Source organism: Bifidobacterium aquikefiri (assembly GCF_002259795.1).
Taxonomy (GTDB): domain Bacteria; phylum Actinomycetota; class Actinomycetes; order Actinomycetales; family Bifidobacteriaceae; genus Bombiscardovia; species Bombiscardovia aquikefiri.
On sequence record NZ_MWXA01000007.1, the window covers coordinates 1 to 14483 of the forward strand.

Genomic DNA, 14483 nt, shown 5'->3' on the forward strand with positions numbered 1-14483 from the left:
CACGAACGCTTGTGCCACACGCCGTCCATGAACACATACGGGTAGGGCTGGGATAGCGGGCGTTCGCGCCAGGCGTCGATGTCCCCGTAGACCTTCCTGAGCTTGTCCGACAGGGTCTGCGACGGCATCCGCGCTCCCCACAGCGCCTGGGAGATGTCGTCGACGCGGCGGGTGGACACGCCCGCCAGGTACATGTCGATCAAGGCCTCCTCCACGCTCTCCTCCCGGCGTCGGTACCGTTCGATGACCGCCGACTCGAACAGGGCGCCCTTCAGCTTCGGCACCCTCACACTCAATTTGCCGGCCTTGACCGTCAGATCGCGTTCGTAATGGCCGGCACGATACGCCTTCCTGCCGCAGGAACGCTCGTAGCGGGCCGCGCCGGTGATCTCGTCGGCCTCGGCGTCCAGCATCCGGTTGAGGATCTCGGTGACCTTCTCGCTCACCATCCGGTCCAGTTGGGTCTCGAACATGGGTTGATTCACCTGTAAAATGTGCTTGGGCATGGCCCGTACCTGCTTTCCAATCGGTTTTCTCTTTCAGCGATTGAAAATCGTACACACAGGACGGGCTATGCTCCCACCACCTCAAAACTGCGCAAGAATCCGGACGTTATCTTGGCATAATTATCTCGCTTGTTAAAAATAGAAATCGTCAGGAAGACGACGCTGTCTTCCACCCATAACCGAGACTTTCAACGAAGTCAGTTATCGCTCATCTCCTTTCTGATACTGCGCAATGCCGTATTCCGCATGAAATGATGACTTTTCTGACGCGGGCTTCATGGCACGGCATTTCCCTATAGACCGCAGGCATCTTCAACTCAGTTCAACACCGTGAAGAATAACTGCCTATCTGAGCATCTGACTATTTAACAGAGCCGGCAGTCAATCCAGACACAATGTATCTTTGCAGGAAGAGGAAAAATATGACTACAGGAACCGCCGCCAATACTGCTCCTGCTGAGAAAAGTCCCCAATTCTGCGAGAACTGCTGGGAGACAAATGCATAAAGTCCCACAGCCAAGGTTTGTTTCTGTGGAGCGACGAGAACGGTACTTGCCACGGCATATTCGCTCACCGTCCCTATGAATGAGAGCAAGGCGATCACTGCCAGAATTGGTGTCACCAGGGGAAGAATGATCGTGAAGAAAATCCGGGCGTGACCAGCTCCATCAATCTTTGCAGCCTCATCAATTTCTTTAGGAACCGTGTTGAAGAAACCATACATAAGGTAGGTATTCGTTCCCAACGCTCCTCCTAGATATACGCAGATAAGGGCTAGCTGGCTATCGATGCCAAGGGCAGGAACAATGTAACCGATGTTGGTGAGAAGCAAATAAATCGCAACAATCGAGAGAATCTGAGGGAACATCTGCAACAGGATTAAAGCCAACAGTCCCACCCGTCGACCTGCGAATCTTAATCGCGAAAAAGCATATGCTGCGAGAGCTCCCACAACAACCGAAGAGATTGCAGTGGACAGACCAATCACGATTGTATTGATATACCAATCGCCATAAGGCTGCTCGGGCAGGTGAAACAGCTGAATGTAATTGTCAATGGCGACATGCGAGAAAAGATTGTTGGCCGACATCAAAGTGCCCTGCTGATTCAACGATGCTGACAGGATATAGAGAATGGGGAATCCGGCAAAGCAACAGGCCACCACTGCAACGCAGTGCCTCCACCCAGTTCTTCTGAACCAACGTGCGAACTGGAAGAACCTTGGACTGGACTTTTGCGTCTTTGACTCGGCTGAGTTGCTACCAGACTCTGTGATTCTTTGAGCAGATCTTTCAACAATTGTATTTCTCATCAGTTCAACTCCTCCAAGGATCGTGAAGCTCTAAAGCCTATTGCCGAGACAACAGCCACCACGATAAAGATAATGATTGAGAAGGCAGACGCCAGTCCATAGTTGCGGTCGGCACCAACAAAAGCGATCTTATAAACCATTGAGATCAAGATGTCAGTGCTTCCAACGTTCATGTTCGTATTGGCATTGATCGGCCCACCGTTGGTCAGCATATAGATGAGGTTGAAATTATTGAAGTTCATGGCAAACGACGAAATCAATAATGGTGCGATTGATACCAGGAGCAGCGGGAACTTGATTAATCTGAAGATCTGCCATGCATTTGCCCCATCAAGTTCGGCAGCTTCTGAAAGATCTTTCGGAATCGATTGCAGGGCACCCATGGAAACCAGGAACATGTATGGGAAACCGAGCCAAAGATTAACTATCAAAACAGCAATCTTTGCAAGCGCAGGTGATTCCAGCCAAGGAATATCGACACCGTGCAGCAGGACTTGGTTGATATAACCGAATTTCTCATTCAATAATCCTTGCCACACAAGAGCTGATAGAAATGCTGGGAAGGCGTATGGCAAAATCAAGATTGACCTATAGACAGCGCGTCCTTTCATGCGCGAATTGTTAAACACAAGGGCCAGAAGAAGGCCCAGAACGAATGTTGAGGCAACTGATATCACTGAAAATTCAATAGTCCACACTAAGACTTGGAGGAAAGGCCCACGCATCTCTTGGGAAGTGAAAACTTGACGAAAGTTTGATATCCCGACATTAATCTGCCATCCCGGCGATAACCGACTCCCGCCCTTGGATGTAAAGGCTCCTACTCCAGTATCGTAATATCTTACCCGTGTTTGCGTGTTGATCATGATGTCTTTCGCAGCATCATATTTCAGTAAGGATTTGTATACCAGCGCCGTTTGTCCATCTGCTGTTTTCAAAGTGCCATCCTGAGAATCAGCACTCATCGGAACACGCATTGAGGTCACTTCGTCCTGCCGGCTCAAGAGGTCGTTAAAGCTCAGCGTGGAGCATCCAGGCGTTGAGACAGCCTGACCTGCATCATCCTTGGTGGCACTGGCAACTTCATGGAGTGGAGTCTTTTCGCTGCCTATTTGGGCTTCACCGTGTGGCATGGTGACGAGAAAGTTAAGCGTCTTTCCACATTCAACTATGGAAATTTTGTATGATGCCGATCCCTGCACCCTTCTCTGTGAAGATTGGATGAGCGAACTTATCGCTTGTTCCTTTGTACTGTTGTGCCCTGTGCCATAATCGGTAAAAGCGATATAGGTTGAATAGCAAATTGCAAAAAGTTGAAAAATCAGCAGAAAGATCAAACCCGGAGTGAGATATTTAGCCACCAGTCCATCACGACGGAAATAGATCCAGTTAACCACGATGGTGGTTGCCACGACGATTGAAAGAATGATCCAATTTCCCTGTTCGGCTAACATGAAGGCAGAATAAGCGCTTAAGGCATCCACGAGACCAAGTAGAACGATTTTAATCAGCATCGTACCAATCCGAGTGCTTGCCTGGCTCGCGACCCGATTCGCCTGCTTCTTCTTCCTGATATCTTTTCGACTCGGCGAAGAATCATGCTGTATCATGATTGTCACTCTCTCCTTGTTTGACAATCTGCCCACTGACTACTGTGGATGAATAGAGTGCAACTCCAAAATCGCAACGGCTATTCTCCCGTCAACGGGCAGGTTGTGCTTTGCTCTCCGCTTGATTGCTTTCTTCAGGAGGCACTTACCAGCTATGACTGTTTTGCAATCGAAGATTTGATGGAATCAGCCATATTGTTCCACAGAGTTGACGAATCACCTTGATTGTTGATGATCGAGACTTCAGCGGCATTCAGATACTGCCAAACAGACGACATCTGCGTAATGTTTGGCATTGGCACGCCGTTTTCACCAGCCTTTTTGAATCCTTGTATCACAGAATCCGATTGAGCCTCAGCATTGTATGCCTTAGTCAACGCAGATGGCACTCCACCAGACTTGAATAGGGCTTGCTGAACCTTTTCACTTCCAATGTATGTTGTCAGAAAGTTGGTTGCAGCCAGCTTGTTCTTGCTCTTGGCGCTCAGGAAGAAACCATTGACACCGACAAATGGTTTAGCAGCCTGGCCACCGGCGGAAGGAATCGGATCAACCGCAATCTTGATACCAGCCTTCTGAATGGCACTGATATTCCATGGACCGGTAATGATATAGGGTGACTGACCTTGTTCGAACTTTGACAGTGCAATATCAGCCGTCATCGATGTGCTCAGATTTCCTGCTTTGGCCTGAGTCTGCACCCATTTAGCGAAGGCAAGACCATTCGCATCGCCAACGGTGAGCTTCTTCGCATTGTATGAGCCATCGCTGTTCTGTCCAAAAACGAATGATCCGAAAGACGTTTGAACAGGATACATCGTGTAGGAATCGCCCTGCGAGCCGACCTGCAGCAAATATGGATACTTCGTTTTCGCGGCGGTCGCCGTGGTGGCCATATCATCCCACGAGCTTGGAGCGTTCGGAGCGAGTTGGGTGTTACGGATCAAAGCCACATTTTCAACCGAATACGGCAACCCATAAATATTGCCGTTGTAATTGAAAGCGTCAATGGCAACCTTTTGATATGCCGACTTCATATTACCCAGCTCGATTGGCTGAATCACGCCGTCAGTGGCCAATAAGCCAGTCCAATCATTTGGGCCAATCGCAACATCAGGTCCCTTGCCAGCCGGTATCTGTGTGATCATATCTTGCTCGATCGAACCCATATCCTTCTGCACAAGCTTGACTTTGACACCAGTTTTCTTGGTGAATTCTGCCGCCACACTTTTCAATGTGGCCGTATGATCAGCATCAGCCCAGACCGTTATTGTGCTGGAGCCTGCTGAAACCGATGCGTTGGTATTCGAAGCACCTGTGGAACCGCATCCCGTCAAAGCCACCAACATTGCGCTGGTCATCGCAGCCGCAGCCACGATGCTACGTTTTGAAAAGACTGCCATAGTGTCCCCCTTCTTTTTTCAGGATCATCCCGCAATACGTGATGAAGTCCTTAATCGAAGAGTATAGAAGCTCTGAAGCATTCTATAAAAATATTTCTACTTTCTGTAAAGATATTTCTTATATCTGATGTATTTTTTCATAGCTTTCATTGCACAATCGTTACTGATGCGCTGCCGTGGAACCGCGAATAACCAACTCCGGCGGAAATAGGGACTCTCCCGATGGCATTTCGCTACCGTTAATGCAATCAACAAGAGTATGCGCAGTGAAGGTACCCATCGCCAACATAGGTTGGCGCACCGTTGTCAGGGGCGTGGCCATATATGTCATCATCTTTGAATCACCATATCCGACCACTGATATATCCTGGGGAACCTGTTTCCCATGCTGCTGCAAAGCATGAATCGCCCCGATGGCCAACAAATCCGAATCACAGACGATACCTGTCATACCTTTTTCCAGCAGACGAATGGCACCGGCATAGCCCCCTTCTTCACCGGTGAAACTGACATCAATCCAATCTTCATGTGTCTCACCAAACGCACGCTTCATGGCATCACAATAGCCTTCAGCGAGCCGTATGTCAGAAACATTGGTCGCGGATGACAGCAAGAGTCCGATACGACGATGACCAAGAGTGAACAGATGACGAACAGCCAACTTCCCAGCAGCCTGATCATCGCAAGAAACAAAAGGCGCGGAAATCCCTTTCATGAACCCATTGACAAATACCATGGGAAGGTGCTGAGCCTCTAGATTTTCGTAATGGGCATTGTCAAACTTGGTGTCTGAATGACGGCCTGCAACAAAGATAATGCCGGAAACACCACGATCCAATAATATCCCAACATATTCATCTTCTTTGGTGCTACCTGAGTCTTGAATGCACAGCACCGGAGTGTATCCAAGATTGCCTAGATTTGTCTGAACGACCTGGGCAAAAATCGGATATATCGGATCTTCCAGACTCGGTATGATGAGACCAACCAGGCCTGAACTGCGGGGCCGTAAACCATTGGGGCGTTCCAGACCAAGAACATCAATCGCCGTGAGCACAGCCTTCTGCAATCGTGTGCTCACTCCTGGTCGCTCATTAAGAACCCGGGACACCGTTGCTTTGCTGACCGCTGCCTGCTTAGCTATCTGATCTATTCGAGAAGTCATAGGCTCATTATGCAGCACAAGAAATTTCTTTGCAAATCTTTGAAATTTAAATCATTCAACTGAAAAATCAATCTTGATTTGTAATTGGGCATTAACGTAAAGGAAGAATTGAACATTTCAAGAATATTAGGGAATACCATGAATGACGAAGACGTTGATCTATTGCAGGCTCCTCTGGCTCATCACGATGGTTCAGGCTGTTATGTGAGCAACTCCCGTCCTGAACTCGGCACGGTTGTCGAAGTATCCGCCCGTTTCGCTGATTCTTTGCACGTCAAGAGTGTCTATGTGCGAGTTGTCGTCGATGGTGAACCCCAATATAGAAAAGCCAAAGTTTCGAGGCACCACGCAGAAACCGCTGAAACATGGTGGACCGTTTCCATCGACATCATCAATACTCTGACGAGCTATCGGTTCATGGCGCAAACGGATCGCACAACCCTTTGGCTCAATGGAGCGGGACTGCACGAACACAATATCCCCGATGCGCAAGATTTCAAATTGTCTGTTCATCATGCTCCCCATTGGGCCAAAAGCGCCGTCATCTATCAAATATTCCCCGATCGCTTCGCACGATCGAGAAGTCACCCCCTACCCCCATACCCACAGTGGGCAATTCCTGCCGAATGGGAAACCCCTGTAGCTGCCAATACACCGGATGGGGTGCACCAAGTCTATGGTGGCTCACTCTGGGGCATTACCGAAAAACTAGACTACATTCAGGGACTCGGAGCCAATACCATCTATGTGACGCCATTCTTCCCCGGACAATCGAACCATCGCTATGATGCCTCGACCTTTGAATGTGTAGACCCATTGCTTGGTGGCAATGAAGCATTGAAAACCCTGACGGCAGCAATACATCAGCGTGGCATGCATCTGATCGGTGATTTAACGTTGAACCATACCGGCATCAGCCATGAATGGTTCACCACCGGATTATCCCAGCCAGAAAGCCCGGAAGCGGGCTTCTATTATATTGATCGAAACCCTCCATATTCCTATGCCTGTTTCAACGGTGCAAGCAGCCTGCCCAAACTCGATCATCGCTCCCCTCAGCTGCGTCGACGACTGTATTCGGGTTCAAATTCAGTGGTGGCCCGCTACATTCGCGATTTCGGACTTGATGGATGGCGCATTGATGTGGCTCAAGCAGCGGGAAAATACCATGATATTGACCTGGGACATCTTGTTGCCAGCGAAACGCGGAAGACAATGGACCAGACGCGTCCAGACCTGCTCTTGATCGCAGAGCACCAATTTGATGCATCAGCCGCACTCCAAGGGGATGGATGGCAGGGCATCATGGCCTACAGCTGGTTCACAAAACCTATCTGGGCATGGATTGGGCCATATCAAGATGGCAACAGCTGGGGCGCACCGGGAGAAGCCGAATCAATTGGCGGAAACGAGCTTGCCCAGATGATGCAGGAATATGCCTCACTGATCCCCTGGCAGTCATACATCACCAGCATGAACCTACTAGATTCGCATGATACTGCACGTTTCCGCACGATATCCAAGGAATTTCAACCCCTTGGCATTGCTCTTCTCATGACGTTACCGGGCATTCCGTCAATCTTCTCAGGCGACGAAGTGGGCGTCGAAGGCAATAGCCTTGAAGCGGGCCGTCAACCTTTTCCCTGGGACAAACACCAATGGGATGTAAACACATATTCGCTTTACCAACAATTAATGACTCTGAGGGCCAATCATCCAGCACTGCAAGATGGAGGCATCCGTTGGTTCAACTCCGATACGAATTCGATCATCTTTGAGCGGGCTGACAACACCGAGACACTGCTCATTGAGGTCAGTCGAGCGCCTCACAAGCCCCTTATATCAACAGTCAACGGCACCGATGTATATGGAGGTACAGATCTCATCGCAGGTCGGCGAATGCCGTCCGAAGGGCCTTCCTTCCATATTTGGCAAGTGTCATAGTACGGAACTGCCATGATACATAAGCAGTGGATCATTGCTTGATGGTGTTGCCAATCTTTTCGGAGAACTCGACGAGTCTGTTGGAGAATGCCCATTCGTTGTCATACCAGCCGAACACCTTGACCTGGCTGCCGCGGGCCTGGGTCAGTGGGGCATCAAAGATCGTGGAATGCGGGTTGCCGGTAATGTCACGTGAAACGATCGGCGCCTCGTTATATGCGAGATAGCGTGCAAGTTCACCGTTGGCTGCCTCGCGGAACGCTGCGTTGACCGACTCGACATCGGTGTGCTGTCTGGTGACCACAGTGAGATCGGTGATCGAACCCACTGGCACCGGAACGCGCAGAGCCAGACCGGTGAGCTTGCCGTCAAGTTCGGGAATGATCTTGCCGATCGTGCGTGCAGCCCCCGACGTGGTCGGGATGGTCGAGAGGGCGGCCGCACGGGCACGGCGCAGATCATGGTGCGGCGCGTCATGAATGCGCTGATCGCTGGTGTATGCGTGCACGGTGGTCATAAGACCACTTTCGATGCCGAAGGCATCGTTGAGCACCTTGGCCAGAGGTGCCAGGCTGTTCGTGGTGCACGATCCGTTGGAGAACACGTCATAGCGCGACACGTCAAGCGTGTTGTCATTCACACCAAGAATGATGGCCTGTGCATCGCCCTTGGCCGGCGCAGAAATCAAGACCTTCTTCGCGCCGCCCTGCAGATGCGCCCGCGCATCCTGCGCATCGGTGAACCTGCCAGTCGACTCAACCACCACGTCGGCACCGACCTGCGCCCAGGGAATCAGCGACGGGTCACGTTGTGAGAACACCCGAATCCTTGAAGACCCCACGCGGATGCTGTCCCCGTCGACGCTCACCCCATCGAGATGACCATTGATGGAATCCCACTCCAACAGGTCGGCGAGCGTTGCCACATCGGTGATGTCGTTGACCGCCACAACATTGACATCTGCGTGGCTGCTCAGCGCCGCACGGACATACGTGCGGCCGATACGACCAAAACCATTGATACCTATATTGATACTCATCTCACATTCACTTTCTCTTAGAGGGACAAGATGACATGAACACAATCATGAACGCACCATCGAGATGCAGCGCGGCCGGACGGCGAACCCGCCTCGGACAACCCTGCCGCATTCATGTGCTGGCATTCGCCCCATGCTCTGCGCTCAGGGCGTGCAGGACACCGATAATTCCATTCACCGCCTGGTCCATCGGCAGCTGAGCATGGTTCGCTCGCGCAAGCACGTATCCGCCCTGAATCACTGCGACCATCGTGCGAGCCAGATCCTCTGCATTCACGGTCGCAGGCAGCTCGCCGACATCGACGGCCTCCTGCAACACTCCAGTCCACAGGGTTAGCTGGCGCTGAAATGCTTCAGCGATCAGCGCGATCATCTCAGGGTCGTCAAACACCTGCGGGTCTTGAGTCATGCGCCCGATACGACAGCCCCGAGTTCCAGCACGGGGAACGCGCAGATAGCGTTCAATGCGGTCCAGCGGAGAGCCCGATTCCTCAAGAATCTCACGCCCGCCGAAAGACTGCGCAACGTTATGGCGTAACGCCTCCAACGCAAGATCATGCTTGCCCGCAAAAAAGTGGTACATGCTCCCCTGCCCGACCCCTGCGGCATGCAGTACTTCATGCGGACTCGTGTCCGCGTAGCCGCGCTCCCACAGCAGCCGGCTCATAGCCATAACAAGACGATTCCGGGACGATATTGAAGAACTTGTCATACCCAAAAGTGTAACTACTAGTATGTACACTGTCAAGTAGGCCCGCAGCCAACCTATGCTCCTTCCCAGGAACACCTGCATCGGCAGCCCAATGAACAGGAAGCATTGCAACCATACCAACGTCGACAATTACTCATGCACAGAAAATCACCACTGGACGGTCTACAGCGGGAATGCATGCGATCCGCAATCGACTGCGATCAACCAACACGGCAGCAAACCCGAAATCCATAACGTTCTCATGACTGCCGCCTGACAGATGGAGGCCTTGATGGCAGGAACCGGTAGATGAGACGTAGGTTGCCCTTCTGATGCATGATTCATGACGGAGTTTTTCATATTGGCATATTGTCTGCATGCAACGATTGTTCAGACAGAAGAAAGGGTGTCCGAAGCAGAGATACATGCTTCGAACACCCAGACTGTTTCAATGACTATTTATTGATTCACTTCTGAATTCGCCGAATCTTGAGGATGGTAAGTCCAAGAGCCAACGTCACCATCAACGCCACTGCAATCTGGCTGACATCGCTTCCAGTCTTTGAAAGCTCGGATTGCGCCGTCTTGCTCACCGGCTTGGCCACAGACTTGGCGGCACGTTGCGAAGTGGCTGTGCCTTTCTCATTGACGATCGGGTGAGTCTTTGAGTTTTCAGCCTCATTGTCAGGTACTCCTTCCGCAGGGTTGCCGGGCTTGGTGGTGGAACCGGATGAATGGCCGGAATCGTTGCTGGGTGCAGCGGTAACGACCAGGTCGGAGGATGCCGTGATGCCGCCAGTCGTAATGCTGATGGACACCGTTCCGGCCTTGTGTGCGGTTACCAGTCCGCTCTTTGCATCAACGGATGCAATGGTTGGATTGCTGCTTGCCCACACATGTGAGACCGGGTCGGCAATATGCAACGAGATTGCCGGGTTACCATTGTCTCCTTGCTGGGCGATGCCGGTTGCACTGTATTGCTTGGTCTGCCCTGTTTCCAGAGTGTCGCTCTTCGTGGAATCCACAACTTTCACAGTCGACGACTGGCCGTCTGCCGCTGTGGCCGCAGCTGTCCCTTGATCAATGGCAAGCGAGGATAAGAGTGGTTCCACTGAGAATTCGACAGAACCATCATCGTTTACATGGACCAACCCGAAATGATAGAAGCCACCTTGGTCTGGGGTTGAATAGGCAGGCATGCCGAGGTCGGCGAATGTGAATTGCGGTATTCCCGATGGCCAGGTGACGCTCTGCCCTTCAGGGTTGAGAAGCTGTTCTGAGAAACCGCGGGCATGTCCATAGACAATCATGACATGCTTGTCAGGATGAGCGTTCTGATAGTTTTGGACCAGCTGCAGGAACTGCTGCGCTTCCCAGCGGTCTGAGAATTCGCTGTTCTGTGCAGGGAACGGATCGTAGGCAGGCATATGAATGCCAACGATGACGACAGGCGTGGACGAGGATTCAAGCTGCTGCTGCAACCAGGGGTATTGACCGTTTGCCAGGCTTGGAGATTGATATTTGTCGGAACTCGTGACTCCACCGTGCGAATTGTCGACCGCGATGAAGGTGGATTTCCCGGTCCGATACATGTAATGGGTGTCGCCAAATACCTGGGCAAAGTTGTCTGCTTCGGAGAGCGTTCCCTGGGTATCTTCATGGTTGCCGACAAGGTCATGGTAGGGCAGTCCAATGTTAGCCACCAACGACTGTGCATACTGCAAGTCCTTGAGTTCGCCGTCGTCTGGCATGTCTCCGAGCATTTGTACCTGCGTCGGCGTGGCAGTCGATGAGAGTGGCTCAACGGTCTGGCCACTGTCGGTCGTATATGACTTGCCTGCCACGCGTTCAGCGATATGCTCCAGATTCACTGCGCTGGCGCTTTTGGTGTCTGACGCGAGAAGATGAGCGTCATCTCCCATGAGATAGGTGGTTCCACCTGATTTGAAGTCCGAGGAGTCTTCATCGAACTTCAACCATTCCGGGTTGCTTGCTATGCCTGAATACGCATACGCGCTGGCAGGCCTGGGCGAGTAATCGCCGGTGACATAGCCGAGGTGAATGGTCCCCTTGGATTCGGCGCTTGGTCGAATGCTGAGAAGATCGACAAAGTTGAACGTCACTGGCAGGGAACTTCCAGATGGGATCTGCACCGTGATGGGAGCCCATTTCCCGTAGGTCAGATTTGAAACGTACTCATTCGTTTTTTGTCCGTTTGCCTGTATGAAGGAAATGCACACCTCAAAGGCGCTGTGGACGGGATCGTCGATTTTTGCCCATACGGTTATGGATGTCGGCGTCACGCCTTCACCGTTCTTGTCGATGGTGACCGTGTTCTTGGGCCACATGACGAGCTGGTGCACACCGGAGCTGCTGGGCATGTCGTAGGACAGCCGTATCGACTGCTTCTGGGAGCTTGGAGTGTCGGTCGCATCGGCTGTGTATGCAGCATCCCCTGTGGCTCCTCCATAGTATGAGAGTGACCACGCGCTCGGGTCATCGGCTGTCGCGGCGGTTTCGTGCGCAGTTCCGACGGCGACCTGTGTCGTTGCGGTCTGCGTGCCGACAGTCGCTGTGACCGTTGCAAGACCACTGCCATCGGCTGCACCGGTGAACACACCTGTCTGAGAGATGGATCCCAAGGTTGGATCCGCCACCTTCCATGTAGCCGACTTTGCATCGAGCGTGGTGGTCGTCGTCCCATTCTTCCCGATCACTGAGAGGGTACCGGACCCGCCGTTGACAACATCCAGATCATCGGGGTTGATGGTGAGTGCATCATACTTGCTGGTCACAGTGAGGGACACGCTCGCCACGGCATCTCCGATGCGAGCGGTGATCGTTCCGGTTCCAACGCCTTTGGCCGTGAATTCATTGTTCGACCAGGTTCCCAGGCTCGCTGGAGAGACGGTGACTCGAGGCTGATCCTTGGTCGTTGCATTTCCTGCGGAGTCGCTTGCATACACGTCGACTGGAACCGTTGCTCCAAGGGCGGTCGATACCGCCTTGTCTGAATTGATGTGGGCCGCCTGGCTTCTGCCGTTTGCGGGTGCTGTGCTGTACAGGAAGATGCCATTAGTCACGGGTCGTTCCTGACCGTCCGAGGGAGTATTCATCACGGAAACCGTAGTGTTGCCCGTCTTTCGAGCGACCATTTCGGTCGATCCACCGCCGTCAAGTTGAACGGCATTGGTGACTCCCTTGCTGAGCATGTAGGAAGTCACCTGTGCCATGGTTACACCCAGAGCATTGCTGTTGGTCTGATGTCCATCAAAGGTAGCCATGATCAGATGACCATCTTCGGTCGTCCCTATCGCAGTTCTCGGAACGATATCCGTGTTGCCAGTGGAGACGCCGGCGGAATCGGTGTTGGCCTTCCCGTTGGCGATGATTCTGTATGAAGCCTCAACGAGTTGCTGGATACCAGCATTGGGAGTGATGCTTGACGTAAGGCTGACATCGTCACCCTGATGTATGTTCGTTCGAATCCACTTGCCTCCGGCGCTCGGCGAATCAGACGCAAGCAGCCCGTACGTGTCTGAAGGAAGCTTGTCGACGTGATCTGCGGTTGTTATGGAAGTGACGTGAATCGTCTTGCCGTTGTCGCTTGAAGTCCCCAAGACAATGAGGCGGGTACCTCCAAGATACTGCGATGAGATTGCTCCGGTATGCGGCGTAATCTCGGTTATGCCATCTCCCTGGGCATCTGACTCCCATCCAATTGAGGTCAATGCGTGGGTCGCACTACCGTCAGCGATCGTTCCCGAGAACCGTTGAGTGTCGAAAGTCACTTTCCCATCACTGGTCACGCCAAAACTGGCATCATAGGAGTTTTTGGGGCTTTTGTAGATTTCTCCATTGATAATCTCGCCATCGGTAGGTTCGCCAGAGGCATTGATGCTGAAGTATCCGCCGTTGATGCCCGCTACTGCGCCGGAGCGGTTTGCCATTGATGAAATCGTCTCATCGCTGGAATTCACCACCTCGTCGCCCGCTCCGACGACTCCAAGCTTGACGTTGGAGCTCGAAAGGTCGCTGTCCAGCTCTTCAACGGGCTGCTTTCCCTGCACGGAGTTAACATCCTCAGACGAATAATGCACGCCTGAGGTCACGTCATACGACGATGTGCTTTGTCTGCTTGCTATCTGTGGCCAGCCGTCGATCTGCGCAACGCCGCTGCTGGAATCTGCAGCCTGAGCATACGAGGGAATAAAGAGAAGAGGAAGAAGGAAACAGGACGTGGTTACTATCGCAATGTGTCTCATGGCATGCATGCGATGATTTTTTTGCTGTAATATTCGCACACGTTCACTCTAAAGCCGTGAGAACTGTGCAAGAGTCTTCGAAAATGAAATTCAGACCAACAATGAAGAAACATCTTCACTTCGCTCTCACATCAATATGAAAGCTTGTACCAGTGCCGGTAGATCAGGCAAAGAGAAAGAAGAGCAGTCAGAGAACAGCGAAAACAGATAAGGCTGGATGTATATCTGTTGCTGTTTTCGTTATTATCGTGGTGGTTGTGGTTCAGCTCGAGCAATGGATGAGCCACCTATCAATCAGGGCAGTATCCATAGATGTACAGTTCTATTTCACACTCTGAAAACAACGCGAGGTGGGTTTGCCGGTAATGCCTGTTCAGCAAATCATTTGGATATCAAGTTTGTCTGCGCTGAATTTGCTCCAGCGTATATGCAAGCGGACAGTCCGAAAGCGTGCATGCACCGATCTTCAACGACTGCTATGCACGATTCAAACGCAACTGGCTAAAGACCACACAGACATATCATCTGAAGGCTCCCCATAAAAGATG

9 protein-coding genes are annotated in these 14483 nt (G+C 51.8%); 1 reads left to right on the plus strand and 8 read right to left on the minus strand.

The features are described 5' to 3' along the window. From BAQU_RS07435 to BAQU_RS07455, 5 genes are all read right to left on the minus strand, one after another. Nucleotides 1–506 (minus strand): transposase (locus BAQU_RS07435; RefSeq protein WP_211277143.1); only part of this gene is annotated, 506 nt, incomplete at its 3' end. A gap of 361 nt (nt 507–867) precedes the next feature. Beyond that, nucleotides 868–1818 (minus strand): sugar ABC transporter permease, encoded by a 951-nt coding sequence (locus BAQU_RS07440; RefSeq protein WP_094694319.1) that lies wholly within the window; start codon nt 1816–1818, stop codon nt 868–870. Further along, a complete protein-coding gene (locus tag BAQU_RS07445; protein WP_094694321.1) occupies nt 1818–3428 on the minus strand; it encodes an ABC transporter permease subunit in 1611 nt (536 codons plus the stop codon). Before BAQU_RS07445 ends, BAQU_RS07440 begins: the two co-directional genes overlap by 1 nt. A gap of 152 nt (nt 3429–3580) precedes the next feature. Continuing rightward, complete coding sequence (locus BAQU_RS07450; RefSeq protein ID WP_094694323.1) at nt 3581–4831, minus strand: sugar ABC transporter substrate-binding protein; 1251 nt, start codon at nt 4829–4831, stop codon at nt 3581–3583. Between the two features lie 160 nt (nt 4832–4991). Then, nucleotides 4992–5996, minus strand: coding sequence for a LacI family DNA-binding transcriptional regulator (locus tag BAQU_RS07455; RefSeq protein WP_094694325.1), 1005 nt, complete (start codon nt 5994–5996; stop codon nt 4992–4994). Nucleotides 5997–6134: 138 nt separating this feature from the next. On the opposite strand from BAQU_RS07455, the gene BAQU_RS07460 reads away from it, so the two are divergent. After that, a complete protein-coding gene (locus BAQU_RS07460; RefSeq protein WP_094694327.1) occupies nt 6135–7940 on the plus strand; it encodes a glycoside hydrolase family 13 protein in 1806 nt (601 codons plus the stop codon). A gap of 31 nt (nt 7941–7971) precedes the next feature. Here BAQU_RS07460 and gap read toward each other — a convergent pair whose 3' ends face one another. From gap to BAQU_RS07475, 3 genes are all read right to left on the minus strand, one after another. Then, nucleotides 7972–8979: a type I glyceraldehyde-3-phosphate dehydrogenase gene (gene gap / locus BAQU_RS07465; RefSeq protein ID WP_094694329.1), complete on the minus strand. Its 1008-nt coding sequence runs from the start codon at nt 8977–8979 to the stop codon at nt 7972–7974. 112 nt (nt 8980–9091) lie between these two features. Continuing rightward, nucleotides 9092–9691 (minus strand): TetR/AcrR family transcriptional regulator, encoded by a 600-nt coding sequence (locus BAQU_RS07470; protein ID WP_158215671.1) that lies wholly within the window; start codon nt 9689–9691, stop codon nt 9092–9094. Between the two features lie 446 nt (nt 9692–10137). Beyond that, nucleotides 10138–13944, minus strand: coding sequence for a phosphodiester glycosidase family protein (locus BAQU_RS07475; RefSeq protein ID WP_094694333.1), 3807 nt, complete (start codon nt 13942–13944; stop codon nt 10138–10140). Nucleotides 13945–14483 lie beyond the last annotated feature (539 nt).

What these genes read in the sequence shown, in the direction of transcription:
- BAQU_RS07460 (WP_094694327.1), top strand. Translation starts at nt 6,135, where the DNA reads ATGAATGACGAAGACGTTGATCTATTGCAGGCTCCTCTGGCTCATCAC.
- BAQU_RS07470 (WP_158215671.1), bottom strand. Translation starts at nt 9,691, where the DNA reads ATGACAAGTTCTTCAATATCGTCCCGGAATCGTCTTGTTATGGCTATG.
- gap (WP_094694329.1), bottom strand. Translation starts at nt 8,979, where the DNA reads ATGAGTATCAATATAGGTATCAATGGTTTTGGTCGTATCGGCCGCACG.
- BAQU_RS07450 (WP_094694323.1), bottom strand. Translation starts at nt 4,831, where the DNA reads ATGGCAGTCTTTTCAAAACGTAGCATCGTGGCTGCGGCTGCGATGACC.
- BAQU_RS07445 (WP_094694321.1), bottom strand. Translation starts at nt 3,428, where the DNA reads ATGATACAGCATGATTCTTCGCCGAGTCGAAAAGATATCAGGAAGAAG.
- BAQU_RS07455 (WP_094694325.1), bottom strand. Translation starts at nt 5,996, where the DNA reads ATGACTTCTCGAATAGATCAGATAGCTAAGCAGGCAGCGGTCAGCAAA.
- BAQU_RS07475 (WP_094694333.1), bottom strand. Translation starts at nt 13,944, where the DNA reads ATGCATGCCATGAGACACATTGCGATAGTAACCACGTCCTGTTTCCTT.
- BAQU_RS07440 (WP_094694319.1), bottom strand. Translation starts at nt 1,818, where the DNA reads ATGAGAAATACAATTGTTGAAAGATCTGCTCAAAGAATCACAGAGTCT.